Genomic DNA, 20,124 nt, shown 5'->3' with positions numbered 1-20,124 from the left:
CTAAACGGGCGAGTCCGCTTTTCTTTTTCCATCAAAATGTAACACGACCCCTAATTAATGTCAATAACCATTGAGAACGGACTCATGATTAGGGCATAAATCTTTTTCCGAAATCACAGTGAAAATTCTCGTATTTCTAAGTAGCGCTCAAGCTTTCTCTTCACTCGCTGCAAAGCGTTATCAATGGATTTAACATGACGATTAAGCTCCGCAGATATCTCTTGATAGGATTGACCATCTAAATAGAGAGCCAATACTTTTCTTTCCAAATCGCTCAATAATTCAGTCATTTTGACCTCAATATGGTCAAACTCCTCTTGATTAATTATTAACTCCTCCGGATCCAATACTTTAGCGCCGGACAAAACATCCATCAATGTTCGATCGGATTCTTCGTCATAAATAGGCTTGTCCAAAGATACATAGGAATTTAGCGGAATATGCTTTTGCCGTGTTGCAGTCTTAATTGCCGTGATAATTTGGCGGGTTATGCATAGCTCGGCAAATGCTTTAAAGGAAGTAAGCTTGTCCTCACGAAAGTCACGAATCGCCTTATAAAGGCCAATCATGCCCTCCTGAACGATATCCTCTTTATCTGCTCCAATTAAAAAATAGGATCTTGCTTTTGCACGTACAAAATTACGATACTTATGGATTAAATAATCCAATGCTTCACTTTCACCTTGGTGCACCAAATCGACAATTTCTTCATCTTCCATTACGAAAAAATGTTCGTTGATTTTAGTTCCGAAGTCCGTACTCAAAGTAGATCCCCTCCACCGAACATGCATAGATACTTTTTAGTATACATTAGAAATATTTTGAAGTCGAGGCTCATTTCTGGCCTCTGCGCCATTTTTCAAAAATTTCTGCCATTTCATCACTAATCGGTATTTTGGTTACTGGTTTCTTCTCTTGAATCTTCTTTACTTTCTTTTCGATACCTTTTTCTATCAATGACATTTCAATCAGCAGCTCCCGAGCGGATTTACGTAAAGCTCCTTGTCCAAAAATTGCCCATTGCTCAGTGTAATCAGAGGTGGCAACATGGATTTGTGTTTTTCGATTACTTAGACTGATTGCCATTTTTTCAATCCGCTCATCTGCTGTTTCATTTTCTTTCGTAAAGATGACTTCTACTTTATGGTTTTTATATTTTTTCTCCGTTCCTTGCACATAATAAGCATCAAATACAACAATGACATGGTAACCGGAAAAGGCTTGGTATTCTGCCATTCTTTCCACTAGCCGATCCCTTGCAGCAGGTAAATCTCGATCCTTCAATGCCCTTAGCTCCGGCCAGGCTCCGATAATGTTGTATCCGTCGACAATCAAGATATCCATATGCTACCTCTCAAGCGGGTGCCGTTTACGATAAACCTCATACATGAGTAGGGATGCAGCGACAGAAGCATTTAACGAGGTCACTTTTCCGACCATCGGCAATTGAATAAGGAAATCACATTTATCACGAATTAACCGTCCCATTCCTTTTCCCTCGCTGCCGATCACTAAGCCAAGTGGAAGCGTACCATCCAATTGGCGATAATCTTCCTTTCCTTTAGCATCTGTTCCGGCAATCCAAACTCCCCGTTCCTTTAATTCATCAATTGTCCGCGCCATATTTGTTACACGGACAACCGGGATATATTCAATCGCACCTGTTGAGGCCTTAGCAACTGTTGCCGTTAAGCCAACAGCCCTTCGCTTTGGAATTATAATGCCATGTGCCCCGGCAGCATCTGCTGTCCTCATAATCGACCCAAGGTTATGCGGATCCTCGATTTCATCCAACAACAAAAAGAAGGGTGACTCGTTTTTCTTTTCGGCTGCGGCAAATAGATCTTCCATATCTGCATATTGATAGGCTGCTACATAGGCAAGTACCCCTTGGTGATTTTGATCAGTAATTTGATCTATTTTTTTCTTTGGGACAAATTGAACAATAACATGTGCTTCTTTGGCCAATTGGGTGATTTGCTGCATTTGGCCTCGCTGTGACCCTTCCGCAATTAAGATTTTATTAATATCCCTCTCCGATTTAAGCGCTTCAATCACGGGATTTTTCCCAACTATGAATTCCTGGTTCACAGTAACGTTCCTCCTTTCTTTTCATCAACGTTTAAAAACGCCTTCGCTACTAGCTCTTCCAAGCGCTCCGTTTGGCCTTCTAAAAACAAATATCCCATTAACGCTTCAAACGCGGTGCTGTAACGATACGTCTGGACATCTGTATTTTTTGGAACCGTTCCTGATTTTGCATTTCTGCCACGCATGACAACAGCTAATTCTTCTTCACTTAAAAGGTGATCGTCCATTAGTTGAAAAAGAATTTGGCACTGCGCCTTCGCTGAGACGTATTTTGTCGCTAAACGGTGTAATTGATGCGGTCTTACCTTGCCGTTATAGAGAAGGTGCCGTCTTACATACGTCTCAAAGACCGCATCACCCATGTAAGCAAGGGCAAGACTATTCAATTGTTTGGCATTGATGTTGTTCTCATAATCAAGCATGAATTAGCCTCTTTTCCACCTTGTACCTTGCGCGGTGTCTTCTAAAATAATATTCATTTCCTTTAGCTGATCTCGAATTTGGTCAGATAATTGGAAATTTCGATCCTTCCGTGCCTGGTTCCGCTTTTCAATCAACGCATCAATCTCTTCGTCAAGCATTTCTTCACTTTCAAGCGTTAACCCTATAACACGGAACAACTCTTCGAATTGGTTAGTAAAGGCATCAATGACTTCCACAGCTGTATTTTTTTCTAAAAGATAATAATTAGACAGCTTGGAAAGCTCAAATAAAACAGAAATGGCTAATGCTGTATTAAAATCATCATCCATTGCCTGAATAAATTGGTCTTGTAAGGCAGATATTTTATCAAGCCACTCTTGATTGTTGATGGTTAAATCTGTACTTGCTTCTTTTCGATGTTTTAAATTTTGATAAGATGTGGTCAGACGTTCAAACGCCGCCTTTGTGCTCTCCAATAATTCTTCACTGTAATTGATTGGATTACGGTAATGAACGGACAGCATAAAGAATCGTAACACTTGTGGATTATGCTTTTTTATAATGTCATGCACTAACACAAAATTACCTAGTGATTTAGACATTTTTTCATTATCAATATTAATATAGCCGTTATGCATCCAATAACGTGCGAATGTTTTCCCAGAAAGTGCTTCGGACTGAGCAATCTCGTTCTCATGGTGCGGGAAGGTTAAATCCTGTCCGCCGGCATGGATATCAATCATTTCACCAAGATACTTTTTCGCCATTGCCGAGCATTCAATATGCCAGCCTGGACGGCCGGGTCCCCAAGGGCTTTCCCAGAAGATTTCTCCTTCCTTGGCCGCCTTCCATAAAGCAAAGTCCAAATCATCCTGTTTCTTATCACCGACTTCAATCCTTGCTCCCACCTGCAAGTCATCGATGGATTGGTGGGAAAGCTTTCCGTATTCATCGAAGCTGCGTGTACGGAAGTAAACATCGCCTTCTGATTCATATGCATAGCCTTTTTCAATTAATTGGCTGATAAAATCGATAATGATATCCATGTTTTCCATTACGCGCGGATGAATATCAGCCTTCTTGCAGCCCAATGCAGAAACATCCTCAAAGTAGGCATTGATAAAGCGGTCGGCAATTGTCGGAACGTCCGTGCCCAACTGATTGGCTACCCGAATTAATTTGTCGTCGACATCGGTAAAGTTCGAAACGTACTCGACATCATAGCCGCGGTATTCAAAATAGCGCCTGACAGTATCAAAAACAATTGGCGGACGGGAATTACCAATATGGATATAATTATAGACTGTTGGACCGCAAACATACATTTTTACTTTTCCTTCTTCAAGCGGTATGAAAGCTTCCTTTTTTCTTGTTAGTGTATTATAAATTTGAATGGCCATTGACTTTTATCCTTTCTTCTTTTAATTCATCCAGTTCTTGCTTCAGCTGATGTAGTTCAACTTGCATTTCTTTTAAGCGGTCGGCAATTGGATCCGGCAGGTCACAATGATTTAAGTCTTTATTTATTCGTTTTCCATCCTGGATCACAACCCTGCCTGGAATCCCCACCACTGTTGAGTTAGGGGGAACCTCTTTTAAGACAACAGAGCCGCCGCCGATTTTGGAATTTTCACCGATAGTAATCGATCCCAGCACCTTTGCACCAGTGGCAATAAGGACATTATCTTTAATCGTCGGATGCCGTTTCCCTTTTTCTTTACCCGTTCCGCCGAGGGTAACTCCTTGATATATAGTTACATTATCCCCAATTTCACATGTTTCCCCTATTACCACACCCATACCGTGGTCAATAAAAAATTTCCTGCCTATTTTTGCCCCCGGATGGATTTCAATTCCCGTAAAAAATCGGCTAACTTGAGAAATGATCCGTGCAAAGAAAAATAATTTACGGTTAAAGAGTGCGTGTGCAAGTCGATGCGCCCAAATGGCATGTAAACCTGAATATGTTAAGATGACTTCTAGATAGCTTCTCGCAGCTGGATCCTGTTCAAAAACAACCTCAACATCCTCCTTCAAATTTTTGAACATCGCCATTCCCCCCCTGTTTTTATGAAAATAAAAACGCCCCTGTCATATCGACAGAGACGCTTATGCGTGGTTCCACTCTGATTAGACCGGCTAGCTTCACGGGCGCTTCGTAAAGAATACGTGCCCTGAGCTAAAAAAGTCTCACTCTAGCTTGTTAACGGATAGCTCCGCCCATATCTACTCGAAGTTGACTCTTTTCGAAATGGGGCTCAGAGGTGCATTTCGAAAAATGAGAGGCTTAAACCACTTTCAGCCGGTGATGGTTCTCTCTTTCAAGCATCTTTTTTCTACTTTTCCTCTTCTACACTTTTTCAATATAATATTAGAATGAATAACACTGGACTTAGATAATTGTCCAGCTCCAGCGATCATCGGCTTGGATACTTCGCTTAATGGTCGCTTCCACTTTTCTTAATTGGAATTCTTTAATGTTACTATATTACATTTTCGCTTTAATGTTAACCAATAATTTTATGAATTCTTTTTTGAACCTTTTGTTTACCTAGAAGTTCAATCGATTGTGGCAGGTCTGGCCCATGTGTTTGTCCTGTTACTGCTGCACGAATCGGCATAAACAGATTTTTCCCTTTTTGGCCAGTGGACTTTTGTACCGCCTTCATTGCAGCCTTTATGCCATCCGCTTGGAAGCTATCAAGCTGGTCAAGCTCATGAGAAAATGCTTTTAATACTTCCGGAACCTGTTCCCCGGAGAGAATATCCTTCGCATCCTCTTCATATTCTGCTTCATCTTTAAAGAACATGTCTGATAATTCCACGATTTCCGCACCAAAGCTCATTTTTTCCTGTAAAAGTGCTGCTAGGCTGTGGGCCCAATGATGCTCTTCATCGGTTAGATTTGCACTTAAGCGGCCTGCCTTAATTAAGTGTGGCAGCGCAAGCTCAAGCACGCGGTCAACCTCAATCTTTTTCATATATTGGTTGTTCATCCATGTAAGCTTTTGCTTATCAAATAATGCTGGTGATTTTGATAGACGGTTTGCATCAAAAATTTCAATAAACTCATTTCTGGAGTACAGTTCTTCTTCACCTGCAGGCGACCAGCCAAGTAGTGTAATAAAGTTAAATAACGCTTCCGGAAGATAACCCAATTCCTCATACTGCTCAATGAACTGAATAATTGATTCATCACGTTTACTTAATTTCTTGCGGCTTTCGTTAACAATCAGCGTCATATGACCGAAGAGGGGCGGCTCCCAGCCTAATGCTTCATAGACCATCAGCTGCTTTGGCGTGTTGGAAATATGGTCATCGCCGCGCAGCACATGTGAAATCTCCATTAAATGGTCATCAATAGTTACCGCAAAATTATAGGTAGGCGTGCCATCCTTTTTGATAATGACCCAATCACCCATTCCTTCCGATTCAAACGAAACAGTGCCTTTTACCATATCATCAAACGTATACGTAGTTCCTTCCGGCACGGCAATACGAATGCTTGGTTTCCGGCCTTCTTGTTCAAATTGGCTGCGTTCTTCTTCCGTTAAATGACGGCATTTACCTGAATAGTGCGGCGTTTCGCCTCGTTCCGTTTGCGCTTCCCGCTCTGCTTCAAGCTCAGCTTCTGTACAGTAGCATTTATATGCATGGCCATTCTCTAATAATTGATTGTAGTAAGTTTCATAGATATGATTTCTCTCTGATTGACGGTACGGACCGTATTCTCCGCCGACATCAACGCCTTCATCCCAATCCATGCCAAGCCATTCTAAATATTTTAACTGGCTTTCCTCACCGCCGGCAATATTCCGCTTTTTATCCGTATCTTCAATCCGGATAATAAATTTCCCGCCTTGGCTGCGCGCAAATAAATAATTGAATAACGCAGTACGGGCATTTCCGATATGTAAATGTCCCGTTGGACTTGGAGCATACCTTACACGAACTTCGTTTGACATTATACTGCCTCCATGGATAATTTATATAGTTTCAACTAGTTATTTTATCATTTCTTTTTTAATAAAACTACTGCCTGTGAGGTAATGCCTTCCCCTCTGCCGGTGAAGCCGAGCTTTTCGGTCGTTGTCGCTTTTACATTAATTTGTTCCGGTGCTGCCTCTAGTAATTCCGCAATTCGAACGCGCATTTGCTCAATATAAGGTGCCATTTTAGGCTTTTGCGCAATGATGGTGCAATCGGCATTGACAAGCTCGTACCCCTTCTCTTTTACCAGCTTCCAAACATGCTCCATCAGCTTCGCGGAATCAGCATCTTTAAAATTCGGATCGGTATCCGGGAAATGTTTGCCGATATCGCCTTCCCCAATCGCACCAAGACAAGCATCAGAGACGGTATGTAATAATACATCTGCATCAGAATGGCCCAAAAGGCCTTTTTCGTAAGGGATCGTAATTCCGCCAATAATAAGCGGACGCCCTTCTGTTAGTTGGTGAACATCAAAACCCTGCCCAATTCGAAACATCAGCAAAACTCCTTCTCTCTCTTTTTCAAAATTGCTTCAGCAAAGTATAAATCTTCAGGTGTTGTCAGTTTGATATTGTCGTAGTCACCTTCTACGATTGTTACAGGAACATTCAGCCGCTCCACTAAACTGGAATCATCCGTTCCAAGAAAGTAATCCCTTTCTGCTTTTTCATATGCTTCCTTCAGTAAGGAAATGCGAAAAGCTTGCGGGGTTTGAACAGCCCACAAGCTTGAACGTTCGACAGTTTCCACTACTGCACCATCTTGTACCCTTTTCATGGTGTCTTTTGCTGGCACCCCAATAATAGCAGCACCAGTTTCTTCTGCTGTTTCTGTTAAACGGTGGATATGTCCCTTGCGAATAAAAGGACGAGCTGCATCATGAACAAGAATAATTCCATTGGTTTCTATTGTTTTTAGAGCATTATAAATGCTATGCTGGCGTTCTTCGCCACCTGGCACTAAATTTATTACTTTCGTTATGAGATACTTTTTAAGCAATGCCCTAAATTCTTCCTCATCCTGAGGGTGTGTTGCTAAAATAATGCCCGTGCAGGCTTCATCCCCCTCAAATACCTTTAATGTATGGATCAGAACTGGCATTTCATTAAGCTCTAATAATAGTTTATTTTTCCCCGCTCGCATTCTTTTCCCCTGGCCAGCTGCCGGGAGAATGACTTGGTAAGTCATAAAAAAACCCCAATCTGTCTATCTGTCTATGTCCAGCTACAGCGCTTTTTCTAATAATTTTGGTTTTGCAAAAATCATTCGACCGGCAGATGTCTGAAGAACACTCGTAACAAGAACCTCAATCCTCTTGCCGATATATTCTCTTCCTTCCTCGACAACGATCATCGTTCCATCATCTAAATAAGCAACACCCTGATGATGCTCTTTGCCATCCTTAATTACTTGAACCGTTAACTCTTCCCCAGGAAGGACAACCGGCTTCACAGCGTTTGCTAAATCATTGATGTTTAATACAGAGACATTCTGCAGTTCACACACTTTATTTAAGTTAAAATCATTCGTTACGAGGATACCATTCGTTAATTTCGCCAGCTTCACAAGCTTTGAGTCTACTTCACTAATTTCTTCAAAATCACCCTCATATATTTCTACTTTGATGGAGAGTTCTTTTTGAATCCGATTTAATATGTCCAAGCCTCTGCGGCCGCGATTTCGTTTCAACACATCGGAAGAATCCGCAATATGCTGTAATTCCTCAAGAACAAACTGCGGGATGACAATCGTACCTTCTAAAAATCCCGTCTGGCAAATATCGGCGACACGGCCATCAATAATAACGCTCGTATCTAATATTTTTAAAGCCTTTCCAGTTGCCTTTTCGGCTTCTTCATCCATAGACTTCTTCTTGTTACCGCGATTACCAAACAGACTTAATAGCTCATCCCTCTTTTTAAAGCCAACCTGAAAGCCAAGATAGCCAAACAAAAGTGTCAGCAAGATAGGTACAACAGCATTTAGAATCGGCACTTGCACGGCATTAAGTGCAAAACCAATTAAAAAGGCAACAATCAAACCAAAAATTAAGCCAACACTACCAAAAAGCACATCCGTTACAGGAATTTTTACTAATGAATCTTCAGCCCATTTAATGAAATTAAAGACATAATCTACCGCCCAAAAGGTAATAAGATAAAAAATAATAGCACCTAAAATAGCAGTAACATATGGGTTATTAATAAGTGGAATGTCATTCATATGAATTAATATAAATAGTTCCGGTAATAACAGTATTCCAAGCGTACCACCTAAAATGAGGAAGCATGCTTGCACAATTCGTTTTAACATTCCTTCACCTCCTCTAATTCATTATAAACATATTCCTAAAATTGAAACCTCGATTTGGTGATTATTTTTCTAAATTGTAAACAAATTGAAATAGATCTGTTATGTTAAAAACTTACTCCTCATAGGGTAGCACTGGAAAAATTCTGTGTCAAACAAATTGAAATTGCCTGTTTTATCACATGTGATTAGTTTTTTCAATGCTTTTATCTAAGCTTTAACGGACAGGGAGACCTACATTAAAACTTAGATGGAACTAATAAGAATAAAGGGGATCAATTGCCCGATTGTTAGTTTTACCTTATAGATGACGGTCGGTATATAGCCGTTCTTTAATTAACTTAAAGCCTTCTTTAATTTTTTTCGCACGAACTTCGCCAATTCCCTCTACATCATCCAGTTGCTCAACTGTGGCTGAGATAATATTTGACAGCTCACCAAAAGAACTGATTAAGTTTTCAATGATAACAGACGGGAGCCTTGGAATCTTATGAAGGATCCTATAGCCTCGTGGATGTTTAAATTCATCAAGGTGAACATAGCCAAGATAGCCCAATAATTTTAATAAAGCCATATCCTCAATCGTCCCGTTCGCAGTCATCGCCTGCATTCGCTGCAGAACTTCCCGGGCTTTGATATCCCGTTCGAACGCATAATCTTTAATGATCAACATCGTCTCTTCTTCTAATTCTGATAAAATTTCATTCATTTGCAAGCGAATGAGACGGCCTTCTGTCCCCAATTCATGTAAAAAGGTTAATAGTTCATTTTTAATTTTTAGGACCATTTCAAAACGATGAAGGACAAGTAAAAAGTCGTTATAGGTTACGGATTCCTCGAACTCTAAAATACTTAAATTCGTTATGCTTTGCTCGAGGACGACTTTATACTTCTCAAGGGTCTGAATGGCTTGATTTGCTTTTGTCAAAATGACGGCAATGTCTTTTAATGCATAGCGAAAATTCCCTTGATACAAGGTAATCACATTTCTTCTTTGTGAAATGGCGATCACTAGGGCTTTTGTTTGTTTGGCTACTCGTTCAGCTGTACGATGCCGCATCCCCGTTTCCGAAGATGGTATTTCTGGGTTAGGTGCGAGCTGAGCATTAGCAAAAAGAATCTTATTGCCTATTTCATTCAATATGATGGCCCCATCCATTTTTGCCAGTTCATATAAAAAGCTTGGCGAAAAAGAACAATTGATTTCGAATCCGCCATCGACGATGCTTTTTACCTTTTCATTATAGCCAACGACAATGAGTCCCCCAGTATTAGCCCGAAGGACATTATCAATCCCCTCACGAATCGGTGCTCCGGGGGCAATAAACTGTAAAACATCACGGACAGATTGTTCACCAAGCTTTTTATTCTCCATCTATTACCCTCCCAACGCTGCTTCAAGTGCCTCGCTAACTGACGAGACACCAATGAGCTGAACACCTGTTGGTCCTGTCCAACCGCTCAAATTATTAGCTGGTAATATCACGCGCTCAAAGCCCAGTTTTGCAGCTTCTTGGACCCTCTGCTCAATTCGTGACACCCTTCTTACTTCACCTGTTAATCCAACTTCGCCAATGATACAATCTGTGGGCCTTGTAGGTCTATCCCTGAAACTAGAAGCAATACTTACGGCTACAGCTAAGTCAATAGCAGGTTCATCTAATTTCACCCCTCCTGCTACTTTTAAATAAGCATCTTGGTTCGCTAGAAGCATCCCTACCCGCTTTTCTAGGACTGCCATTAAAAGCGGCACACGGTTATGGTCAATTCCTGTCGCCATTCTTCTTGGATTCCCAAAGCTCGTTGGCGAAATTAACGCTTGTATTTCAACGAGAACCGGACGGGTTCCTTCCATTGATGCTACTACCGTCGAGCCTGCTGCTCCCCGTGACCGTTCTTCGAGAAAGATTTCTGACGGGTTTTCCACTTCCTCGAGGCCAAATTCCTTCATTTCAAAAATACCCATTTCATTTGTAGAACCAAAGCGGTTTTTAACAGCCCTTAAAATTCGGTATGTATGATGTCTTTCCCCTTCAAAATAAAGGACTGTATCCACCATGTGCTCTAACAGCCTTGGACCTGCTATGGATCCCTCTTTTGTTACGTGGCCAACAATAAAAATAGCAATTCCTTTTGTTTTACCAATCCTCATTAATTCAGAGGTGCATTCGCGGACTTGTGATACACTGCCCGGTGCTGATGTCACATCCGGATGGAAAATTGTTTGGATAGAATCAATAATCACGAAGCTAGGATTCGTGCTATCAATGGTTCGATTAATTTCTTCCAAATTCGTTTCTGCATATACTAATAGATTTTCTGTGGCAATCCCTAATCGTTCCGCACGAAGCTTTGTCTGCCTTAATGACTCTTCACCAGATATGTATAAAACCTGATTCCCTTTACCCGCAAGCTGTGAAGATACCTGCAGGAGAAGAGTAGACTTACCAATCCCAGGGTCTCCGCCAATTAATACTAACGATCCCTTAACGACACCGCCGCCAAGCACCCGATTTAGCTCTTTTAAGTCGGTAAGGATTCTTGGTTCATTTTCCATTTCAATCGAATTAATGGGCATTGGTTTGGTTAATAAATTGGATCCACTTTGAGAATGAGCAAAAGCCCCTCTTCTCGTTGAACCTGTTACTTCTACTTCCTCAATCATCTTATTCCATTGTCCACAGCCTGGGCACTTCCCCATCCACTTTGGAGATTCATACCCGCACTCCTGACACATAAACTTTGTTTTTCGTTTTGCCATCTGACTCCTACCTCACTTGCTAACCTAAAATAAAGAAAACTCGCCGATTGTCGAGCCCCTAAGGGCGAAGACAGAGGCGTAGTTGCACTTATGCGTTAGGAAAGTATAAATTTGAAAAATTTATACTTTCCTATTAGCTAAGAAAAGCGCAAGGCGCCCGTAAATCGACGAAAAGCACAAGACCAGCCGGCTGAAAGGTTGCTCTTTACCCTTTTGGACGGCTTGGCTTGTGACCTCGAGCCGATGGCGCCTTAAGCTGGACAATTCTCAAAGTCCAAAATTTATTATTCCTTCTCAATATGAAAAAAGAGGTACACGGGTTGACTTTATTCACGTGTACCTCTTGCTTGTTGTTAAGCGACTAACATATTTTTAATGAACTAAACAAGTCTATTTTACTAAGCTTGTTTTTTCAGCCATTCTCACAATAAATTCTCCATTATTCACATCAATTATAGCATGTTGTCCTGTTAATAATGTTCCTTTTAATAATTCTTCAGAGAGTCGGTCTTCAATATGCTTTTGTATGGCCCGTCTAAGTGGTCTTGCCCCATATTCAGGATCATAACCTTCTTGAGAAATTTTCTCCTTTGCTGCTTCTGTTAATTCTAGTGAAATATTTTGCTCTTTCAAGCGCTTGATTAACTGGTCAGAAAGCAATGTGACGATTTCATTAAGATGCTTTCTCTCTAACGCATGGAATACAATGATTTCATCGATACGATTCAAAAATTCCGGACGGAAGGCCTTTTTTAATTCCTCCATCACTTTTCCCTTCATATCCTTGTAATCCTGCTCACCATCTTGAATATTAAAGCCAACATATTTGTTTCGTTTTAGTGCCTCTGCACCGACATTGGATGTCATAATCAAAACAGTATTTCGAAAATCAACTGTTCTGCCCTTTGAGTCTGTTAAGCGGCCATCTTCAAGTACTTGAAGCAGAATATTAAATACATCCGGATGTGCTTTTTCAATTTCATCCAGCAAAATAACAGAGTATGGTTTTCTCCGGACTTTTTCCGTTAATTGTCCGCCTTCCTCATAGCCGACATATCCTGGAGGCGAGCCAACTAGTCTGGATGTAGAGTGCTTCTCCATATATTCAGACATATCGATGCGGATCATCGCATCTTCATCACCAAACATGGCTTCTGCAAGGGCACGTGCTAATTCTGTTTTTCCCACTCCTGTTGGTCCAAGGAAGACAAAGGAACCAATTGGGCGTTTTGGATCTTTTAGCCCTGCCCTTGCACGGCGAACCGCCTTTGAAACAGCTTTGACGGCTTCTTCCTGGCCGATAATACGAGAATGAAGCACTTCTTCTAAATTAAGTAACTTAGTTGTTTCAGTTTCAGCAAGCTTGGAGACAGGAACTCCAGTCCAGCTAGATACCACACTTGCGATATCTTCAACTGTTACTTCATTGTTTTCCTTGCCTTGCTTCTCTTTCCACGTTTTCTTCGTTTCTTCAAGTTGCTCGCGAAGACGCTGTTCCGTATCCCTTAATGAAGCAGCTTTTTCAAATTCCTGACTTTGTACGGCTGCATCCTTTTCTTTACGCACTTCCTCAAGCTTTACCTCTAATTCTTTTAAATTAGGAGGGGTTGTATATGAGCGAAGTCGTACTTTTGACCCTGCTTCATCGATTAAATCAATTGCTTTATCTGGAAGGAACCGGTCTGAAATATAACGGTCTGAAAGCTTAACCGCTGCTTGAATGGCTTCATCAGTAATGGAAACACGATGGTGAGCCTCGTAGCGGTCGCGCAAGCCTTCTAAAATTTGAATGGATTCTTCAGCCGTTGGTTCATCGACGCGAATCGGCTGGAATCGTCGTTCTAGTGCTGCATCTTTTTCAATATATTTTCGATATTCATCAAGAGTCGTTGCCCCAATACATTGAAGCTCTCCTCGGGCAAGCGATGGTTTTAAGATATTGGAGGCATCGATAGCACCTTCTGCTCCGCCGGCACCAATTAATGTGTGCAGCTCATCAATGAATAAAATGATATTTCCTGCCTGGCGAATTTCATCCATTACCTTTTTCAAGCGATCCTCAAATTCACCACGATACTTTGTTCCGGCAACAACAGTTCCCATATCAAGAGTCATCACACGCTTATCTCGGAGAATCTCTGGCACTTCATTGTTCACAATTTGCTGGGCAAGCCCTTCGGCAATCGCTGTTTTACCAACACCAGGCTCACCGATTAACACTGGATTATTTTTGGTACGGCGGCTTAGCACCTCGATGACACGCTGAATTTCTTTACTGCGCCCAATCACAGGGTCTAGGCTGCCTTCCCTTGCAATCGACGTTAAATCTCTTGCAAGGCTATCGAGTGTTGGTGTATTCGCACTTACTGATGCCCCTCCCTGATGGCCGCCGGATTCATTGCTTCCTAATAATTGCAGAACCTGCTGTCTTGCCTTGTTTAAGCTGACACCAAGATTATTAAGTACACGGGCTGCAACCCCTTCTCCTTCACGGATTAAACCAAGGAGAATATGCTCTGTTCCAACATAGGAATGTCCTAATTTTCGTGCCTCATCCATTGATAATTCAATAACCTTTTTAGCTCTAGGAGTATAGTGAATCGTTTGAGAATTTTCTTGTCCTTTGCCAATTAAATTTTCCACTTCTTTTTGGATTTTATCAGAACCTAAACCAAGTCCATACAGTGCTTTTGCTGCAATTCCTTCACCCTCTCGAACTAAACCTAATAAAATATGCTCAGTCCCAATATTGTTATGTCCAAGGCGAATAGCTTCCTCTTGTGCCAAAGCAAGAACCTTCTGTGCTCTTTCGGTAAAACGTCCAAACATCATATTCTCTTCCTCCTCACCTATTTTTCATTCTCCATTTTTATTCGGTCCCTAATTAATGCCGCTCTTCTAATATCCCTTTCATGCGGCCGCAATGGACCGCCGGCATATTGCTGAAGAAAGCCCGGCTGGGTTAATATCATTAATTCATTTAAAATGGTCTTAGGCATATTTTCGATAAAGCCCATATCGATTCCAAGCCGAACATCCGATAAACAACGTGCTGCTTCCTTCGATTCAATAATTCGGCTATTAGATAATACTCCTAATGAACGGTACACCCTGTCTTCTAATTGTATGTTCGAAGTTTTTCGTAATGCTTCACGGGCTGACCTTTCTTGTGAGATTAACTGGCTTACGACCCCTTTTAAATCAAGACAGATATCCTCTTCCGATTTTCCAAGGGTTATTTGATTGGAGATTTGAAAAATATTCCCCAGTGCCTCACTTCCCTCACCATAAATCCCTCTTACAACAAGCCCTAATTGGTGAATAGCAGGAATGATTCGATTAATTTGCTGTGTTAAGATTAACCCTGGCAAATGCATCATTACGGAAGCGCGGAGACCTGTTCCAACATTAGTCGGACAGCTTGTTAAATAACCATGTTTTTCGTCAAAAGCATATTGAATATTACTTTCAAGCCAATCATCTATCTCATTTGCGGCATCCAATGCTTCAGATAATTGTAAACCTGGAAACAAGCATTGAATCCGAATATGGTCCTCTTCATTAATCATAATACTAACTTCTTCATTTTCGGTTAATAGAACGGCACCATGTGGTGAATCCTCAGCCAGTTTCGGGCTGATCAAATGCTTTTCTACTAAAACCCTTTTCTGAAGAGGCTGCATTTCATCAATTTTCAACAATTCAATATGCCCAAATTTTTGAACAGCTGATTTTCTTAAAATATCTTCCATATTTACAATAATCATTTTGGCTTCTTCATGTGAAAAAACAGTAGGAAATTTATAGTCTTCAAAGTTTCGTGCCAAACGGATTCGGGAACTAAGAACAATATCCGAATCAGGTCCCTCCTCACTCATCCAAGAGCTGACGGCAGACCTCAGAAAACGTTCAAGTGACACGTTATTCCCCTCCCTCTTCGCTTTCAGCTAATTTTTTCTCTAAGGCACGTATTTCATCGCGAATCTCCGCTGCTTTCTCAAACTCTTCATGGGAAATAGACTCCCTTAGATGGCTTTTCAGCTCTTCAATCTGTTTTCGGAGATGAATCCCGCCGCCAATTCTTTTTGGTATTTTACCGTTATGTGTCCAGTTCCCACTATGAAGACGACCTAAAACAGGCTTTAGCTGATCTTTAAACGTCTCATAGCAATGAGCACATCCAAAGCGTCCAATCTTTAAGAACTGTGGAAATGTCATCGAGCAGTGCTGACATTGCAGGATATCCTCTTGTTGAAACGGGCTTTGGCTAGGCTTTTGAAAGGATGGGTCGATATTTAATAAACCTGCTAAAAGAGTATTAAAGGCAAAACCCGACTCTCCATTAAAGATAAACATTTCACCTTTTTCCTGAGCACATTTCTCACAAAGATGCACTTCTGTTTTTTCACCATTAATGATTTTTGTAAAATGAAGTGCTGCAGGCCTTTGATTGCATTCTTGGCAAATCATATTTTCACCTCTCCGGCTGCGCATTTATTTATATTTTAAAGATGTTAACATTGCTTTTAGCATTCTTGCTCTTAATTCATCTCGGAATGGAAGATCAATATATAATACAGATCGGTCGATTACACTTAACATAATTTTCGCCTCTCGTTTGGTAATGATCTCCTCCTGAACAAGTCTTACAATGACATCCTCGGCACTTGTTTGGCTAATCCGATTTTGAATAAGTGAAAGCAAATGATCAATTAAATGGGCAAAATCGTGGGATTGAACCTTCATAATCCGAATATATCCACCGCCGCCCCGTTTACTCTCAACAATATATCCTCTTTCAATCGTAAAACGAGTATTTATAACATAATTGATTTGTGAAGGAACACATTGAAACTTATCAGCAATTTCACTCCGCTTAATTTCAACAAGATCCTCTTCACTCATTTCCAAAACCTGCTTTAAATATTTTTCAATAATATCGGAGATGTTTCTCATCTTCCCACCCCCCATCATCTGACTTTGACTATATTTGACTTTGATTATACTGAATTTTTTTTGTAGATGCAACGATTCACTACTACTGATTTTTTCCAAATTTCTCGAATTGAAAACCTATGAATAATGGTAAAAAACTACTAAATATTTTATCAGTCATTAAAATTTGAAAGCATAAAGTAAAAAATTCAGGCATTCGCCTGAATAAGAAGGTAACTTTTTTACTTTTTTATATTTCCTTTGAAAGAATTCCAAAAAATTTCTTCCTAAAGGGTTTTACTTTCCAGTTTAGTTGATTTACTTTTCTCTTTTCTGATTCTACTTTCCGGTTTTAATCATTTACTGTCCACTTTTCCATTTTTATTTCCCACTTTCATTTATTGGCACAAAAAAAGACAACCCAATACAGGTTGTCTTTCATTTGCCTGGCAACGTCCTACTCTCACAGGGACAAAGTCCCAACTACCATCGGCGCTGAGAAGCTTAACTTCCGTGTTCGGTATGGGAACGGGTGTGACCTTCTCGCCATTATTGCCAGACTATTTTTGTTTGAGGTTTCATTCCCTCAAAACTAGATAATGCAGAAGAAGTGTTGTAAAAACGAGTTCGCTTTAAAACTTGGTTAAGTCCTCGATCGATTAGTATCAGTCAGCTCCACATGTCGCCATGCTTCCACCTCTGACCTATCAACCTGATCATCTTTCAGGGATCTTACTAGCTTGACGCTATGGGAAATCTCATCTTGAGGGGGGCTTCATGCTTAGATGCTTTCAGCACTTATCCCGTCCGCACATAGCTACCCAGCGATGCCTTTGGCAAGACAACTGGTACACCAGCGGTGCGTCCATCCCGGTCCTCTCGTACTAAGGACAGCTCCTCTCAAATTTCCTGCGCCCACGACGGATAGGGACCGAACTGTCTCACGACGTTCTGAACCCAGCTCGCGTACCGCTTTAATGGGCGAACAGCCCAACCCTTGGGACCGACTACAGCCCCAGGATGCGATGAGCCGACATCGAGGTGCCAAACCTCCCCGTCGATGTGGACTCTTGGGGGAGATAAGCCTGTTATCCCCGGGGTAGCTTTTATCCGTTGAGCGATGGCCCTTCCATGCGGAACCACCGGATCACTAAGCCCGACTTTCGTCCCTGCTCGACTTGTAGGTCTCGCAGTCAAGCTCCCTTGTGCCTTTACACTCTACGAATGATTTCCAACCATTCTGAGGGAACCTTTGGGCGCCTCCGTTACTCTTTAGGAGGCGACCGCCCCAGTCAAACTGCCCACCTGACACTGTCTCCCACCCCGATTAGGGGTGCGGGTTAGAATTTCAATACAGCCAGGGTAGTATCCCACCGACGCCTCCACCGAAGCTAGCGCTCCGGTTTCTACGGCTCCTACCTATCCTGTACAAGCTGTACCAAAATTCAATATCAGGCTACAGTAAAGCTCCACGGGGTCTTTCCGTCCTGTCGCGGGTAACCTGCATCTTCACAGGTACTATAATTTCACCGAGTCTCTCGTTGAGACAGTGCCCAGATCGTTACGCCTTTCGTGCGGGTCGGAACTTACCCGACAAGGAATTTCGCTACCTTAGGACCGTTATAGTTACGGCCGCCGTTTACTGGGGCTTCGATTCAGAGCTTCGCTTGCGCTAACCCCTCCTCTTAACCTTCCAGCACCGGGCAGGCGTCAGCCCCTATACTTCGCCTTGCGGCTTCGCAGAGACCTGTGTTTTTGCTAAACAGTCGCCTGGGCCTATTCACTGCGGCTCTTCGAGGCTATGAACCCCAAAGAGCACCCCTTCTCCCGAAGTTACGGGGTCATTTTGCCGAGTTCCTTAACGAGAGTTCTCTCGCTCACCTTAGGATTCTCTCCTCGCCTACCTGTGTCGGTTTGCGGTACGGGCACCTTTTATCTCGCTAGAGGCTTTTCTTGGCAGTGTGGAATCAGGAACTTCGGTACTATATTTCCCTCGCTGTCACAGCTCAGCCTTTATGGTAAGCGGATTTTCCTACTTACCAGCCTAACTGCTTAGACGCGCATATCCAACAGCGCGCTTACCCTATCCTCCTGCGTCCCCCCATCACTCAAACGATAAAGAGGTGGTACAGGAATATCAACCTGTTGTCCATCGCCTACGCCTTTCGGCCTCGGCTTAGGTCCCGACTAACCCTGAGCGGACGAGCCTTCCTCAGGAAACCTTAGGCATACGGTGGATGAGATTCTCACTCATCTTTCGCTACTCATACCGGCATTCTCACTTCTAAGCGCTCCACCAGTCCTTACGGTCTAGCTTCAACGCCCTTAGAACGCTCTCCTACCACTGACACCTACGGTGTCAATCCACAGCTTCGGTGATACGTTTAGCCCCGGTACATTTTCGGCGCAGAGTCACTCGACCAGTGAGCTATTACGCACTCTTTAAATGGTGGCTGCTTCTAAGCCAACATCCTGGTTGTCTAAGCAACTCCACATCCTTTTCCACTTAACGTATACTTTGGGACCTTAGCTGGTGGTCTGGGCTGTTTCCCTTTTGACTACGGATCTTATCACTCGCAGTCTGACTCCCACGGATAAGTCTTTGGCATTCGGAGTTTGTCTGAATTCGGTAACCCGATGAGGGCCCCTAGTCCAAACAGTGCTCTACCTCCAAGACTCTAACTACGTGAGGCTAGCCCTAAAGCTATTTCGGAGAGAACCAGCTATCTCCAAGTTCGATTGGAATTTCTCCGCTACCCACACCTCATCCCCGCACTTTTCAACGTGCGTGGGTTCGGGCCTCCATCCAGTGTTACCTGGACTTCACCCTGGACATGGGTAGATCACCTGGTTTCGGGTCTACGACCACATACTCATTCGCCCTATTCAGACTCGCTTTCGCTGCGGCTCCGTCTCTTCAACTTAACCTTGCATGTAATCGTAACTCGCCGGTTCATTCTACAAAAGGCACGCTATCACCCATAAACGGGCTCTAACTACTTGTAGGCACACGGTTTCAGGAACTATTTCACTCCCCTTCCGGGGTGCTTTTCACCTTTCCCTCACGGTACTGGTTCACTATCGGTCACTAGGGAGTATTTAGCCTTGGGAGATGGTCCTCCCTGCTTCCGACCGGATTTCACGTGTCCGGCCGTACTCAGGATCCACTCAGGAGGGAACGAAGTTTCAACTACAGGGCTTTTACCTTCTATGACGGACCTTTCCAGGTCGCTTCATTTACCCCGTTCCTTTGTAACTCCATGTAGAGTGTCCTACAACCCCAAGAGGCAAGCCTCTTGGTTTGGGCTATGTCCCGTTTCGCTCGCCGCTACTCAGGGAATCGCGTTTGCTTTCTCTTCCTCCGGGTACTTAGATGTTTCAGTTCCCCGGGTATGCCTTCAATACCCTATGTATTCAGGTAAAGATACTGTTCCATTACGAACAGTGGGTTCCCCCATTCGGAAATCTCCGGATCAAAGCTTACTTACAGCTCCCCGAAGCATATCGGTGTTAGTCCCGTCCTTCATCGGCTCCTAGTGCCAAGGCATTCACCGTGCGCCCTTTCTAACTTAACCTAAAAGGTTTATTTCTCTATTAAAAATAGAGAGAAA

The 20,124-nt window shown here is 42.4% G+C and carries 16 protein-coding genes, 2 rRNA genes and 1 other annotated feature; all 18 genes read right to left on the bottom strand.

Annotated features, from left to right (window positions below):
* Positions 1-113: 113 nt before the first annotated feature.
* The 18 genes from sigH to QNH20_RS00535 all read right to left on the bottom strand — a co-directional run bounded on the left by sigH (position 114) and on the right by QNH20_RS00535 (position 20,088).
* A complete protein-coding gene (gene sigH / locus QNH20_RS00620) occupies positions 114-764 on the bottom strand; it encodes an RNA polymerase sporulation sigma factor SigH (protein WP_283921048.1) in 651 nt (216 codons plus the stop codon).
* Positions 765-834: 70 nt separating this feature from the next.
* Positions 835-1,344, bottom strand: coding sequence for an NYN domain-containing protein (locus tag QNH20_RS00615; protein WP_283921047.1), 510 nt, complete (start codon positions 1,342-1,344; stop codon positions 835-837).
* A gap of 3 nt (positions 1,345-1,347) precedes the next feature.
* Positions 1,348-2,091, bottom strand: a complete 744-nt coding sequence (rlmB, locus tag QNH20_RS00610; RefSeq protein WP_283921046.1) for a 23S rRNA (guanosine(2251)-2'-O)-methyltransferase RlmB — start codon at positions 2,089-2,091, stop codon at positions 1,348-1,350.
* Positions 2,088-2,513, bottom strand: coding sequence for a Mini-ribonuclease 3 (locus tag QNH20_RS00605; protein ID WP_283921045.1), 426 nt, complete (start codon positions 2,511-2,513; stop codon positions 2,088-2,090). The genes rlmB and QNH20_RS00605 overlap by 4 nt, the downstream gene beginning before the upstream one ends.
* Before the next feature lie 3 nt (positions 2,514-2,516).
* A complete protein-coding gene (gene cysS, locus QNH20_RS00600) occupies positions 2,517-3,914 on the bottom strand; it encodes a cysteine--tRNA ligase (RefSeq protein WP_283921044.1) in 1,398 nt (465 codons plus the stop codon).
* Entirely contained in the window at positions 3,895-4,563 is a 669-nt protein-coding gene (cysE, locus tag QNH20_RS00595) for a serine O-acetyltransferase (protein ID WP_283921043.1), read from the bottom strand. The genes cysS and cysE overlap by 20 nt, the downstream gene beginning before the upstream one ends.
* 49 nt (positions 4,564-4,612) lie before the next feature.
* Positions 4,613-4,876 (bottom strand) — a binding site (T-box leader).
* Positions 4,877-5,021: 145 nt separating this feature from the next.
* Entirely contained in the window at positions 5,022-6,479 is a 1,458-nt protein-coding gene (gltX, locus tag QNH20_RS00590) for a glutamate--tRNA ligase (RefSeq protein WP_283921042.1), read from the bottom strand.
* A gap of 47 nt (positions 6,480-6,526) precedes the next feature.
* Positions 6,527-7,003 carry a 2-C-methyl-D-erythritol 2,4-cyclodiphosphate synthase gene (ispF, locus tag QNH20_RS00585; RefSeq protein WP_283921041.1) on the bottom strand — a complete coding sequence of 159 codons (477 nt, stop codon included), beginning with the start codon at positions 7,001-7,003 and terminating at the stop codon, positions 6,527-6,529.
* Positions 7,003-7,695, bottom strand: coding sequence for a 2-C-methyl-D-erythritol 4-phosphate cytidylyltransferase (ispD, locus tag QNH20_RS00580; protein ID WP_283921040.1), 693 nt, complete (start codon positions 7,693-7,695; stop codon positions 7,003-7,005). The genes ispF and ispD overlap by 1 nt, the downstream gene beginning before the upstream one ends.
* Before the next feature lie 36 nt (positions 7,696-7,731).
* On the bottom strand, positions 7,732-8,820 hold the full coding sequence (locus tag QNH20_RS00575; RefSeq protein ID WP_283921039.1) for a PIN/TRAM domain-containing protein: 1,089 nt from the start codon (positions 8,818-8,820) through the stop codon (positions 7,732-7,734).
* A gap of 298 nt (positions 8,821-9,118) precedes the next feature.
* A complete protein-coding gene (gene disA, locus QNH20_RS00570; protein WP_283921038.1) occupies positions 9,119-10,192 on the bottom strand; it encodes a DNA integrity scanning diadenylate cyclase DisA in 1,074 nt (357 codons plus the stop codon).
* A gap of 3 nt (positions 10,193-10,195) precedes the next feature.
* A complete protein-coding gene (radA, locus tag QNH20_RS00565) occupies positions 10,196-11,578 on the bottom strand; it encodes a DNA repair protein RadA (RefSeq protein WP_283921037.1) in 1,383 nt (460 codons plus the stop codon).
* A 390-nt stretch (positions 11,579-11,968) separates the two neighbouring features.
* A complete protein-coding gene (clpC, locus tag QNH20_RS00560; RefSeq protein ID WP_283921036.1) occupies positions 11,969-14,410 on the bottom strand; it encodes an ATP-dependent protease ATP-binding subunit ClpC in 2,442 nt (813 codons plus the stop codon).
* 17 nt (positions 14,411-14,427) lie between these two features.
* Entirely contained in the window at positions 14,428-15,498 is a 1,071-nt protein-coding gene (gene mcsB, locus QNH20_RS00555) for a protein-arginine kinase McsB (protein ID WP_283921035.1), read from the bottom strand.
* Position 15,499: 1 nt separating this feature from the next.
* Complete coding sequence (gene mcsA / locus QNH20_RS00550; RefSeq protein ID WP_283921034.1) at positions 15,500-16,048, bottom strand: protein-arginine kinase activator protein McsA; 549 nt, start codon at positions 16,046-16,048, stop codon at positions 15,500-15,502.
* A gap of 24 nt (positions 16,049-16,072) precedes the next feature.
* Positions 16,073-16,534, bottom strand: a complete 462-nt coding sequence (locus QNH20_RS00545; protein ID WP_283921033.1) for a CtsR family transcriptional regulator — start codon at positions 16,532-16,534, stop codon at positions 16,073-16,075.
* Between the two features lie 423 nt (positions 16,535-16,957).
* Positions 16,958-17,073, bottom strand: a 5S ribosomal RNA gene (gene rrf, locus QNH20_RS00540).
* Positions 17,074-17,152: 79 nt separating this feature from the next.
* Positions 17,153-20,088: ribosomal RNA gene (locus tag QNH20_RS00535) — 23S ribosomal RNA — on the bottom strand.
* Between the last annotated feature and the right edge of the window lie 36 nt (positions 20,089-20,124).

It is taken from the genome of Neobacillus sp. WH10, assembly GCF_030123405.1.
Taxonomy (GTDB): domain Bacteria; phylum Bacillota; class Bacilli; order Bacillales; family Cytobacillaceae; genus Neobacillus.
This window is presented reverse-complemented; position numbering and strand designations above follow the sequence as displayed.

Excerpts from the sequence above, each read along its gene's own strand:
- clpC (WP_283921036.1), bottom strand. The coding sequence starts at position 14,410 with ATGATGTTTGGACGTTTTACCGAAAGAGCACAGAAGGTTCTTGCTTTG.
- QNH20_RS00575 (WP_283921039.1), bottom strand. The coding sequence starts at position 8,820 with ATGTTAAAACGAATTGTGCAAGCATGCTTCCTCATTTTAGGTGGTACG.
- cysE (WP_283921043.1), bottom strand. The coding sequence starts at position 4,563 with ATGTTCAAAAATTTGAAGGAGGATGTTGAGGTTGTTTTTGAACAGGAT.
- radA (WP_283921037.1), bottom strand. The coding sequence starts at position 11,578 with ATGGCAAAACGAAAAACAAAGTTTATGTGTCAGGAGTGCGGGTATGAA.
- QNH20_RS00605 (WP_283921045.1), bottom strand. The coding sequence starts at position 2,513 with ATGCTTGATTATGAGAACAACATCAATGCCAAACAATTGAATAGTCTT.
- mcsA (WP_283921034.1), bottom strand. The coding sequence starts at position 16,048 with ATGATTTGCCAAGAATGCAATCAAAGGCCTGCAGCACTTCATTTTACA.
- ispD (WP_283921040.1), bottom strand. The coding sequence starts at position 7,695 with ATGACTTACCAAGTCATTCTCCCGGCAGCTGGCCAGGGGAAAAGAATG.
- cysS (WP_283921044.1), bottom strand. The coding sequence starts at position 3,914 with ATGGCCATTCAAATTTATAATACACTAACAAGAAAAAAGGAAGCTTTC.
- ispF (WP_283921041.1), bottom strand. The coding sequence starts at position 7,003 with ATGTTTCGAATTGGGCAGGGTTTTGATGTTCACCAACTAACAGAAGGG.
- disA (WP_283921038.1), bottom strand. The coding sequence starts at position 10,192 with ATGGAGAATAAAAAGCTTGGTGAACAATCTGTCCGTGATGTTTTACAG.
- gltX (WP_283921042.1), bottom strand. The coding sequence starts at position 6,479 with ATGTCAAACGAAGTTCGTGTAAGGTATGCTCCAAGTCCAACGGGACAT.
- QNH20_RS00615 (WP_283921047.1), bottom strand. The coding sequence starts at position 1,344 with ATGGATATCTTGATTGTCGACGGATACAACATTATCGGAGCCTGGCCG.
- QNH20_RS00545 (WP_283921033.1), bottom strand. The coding sequence starts at position 16,534 with ATGAGAAACATCTCCGATATTATTGAAAAATATTTAAAGCAGGTTTTG.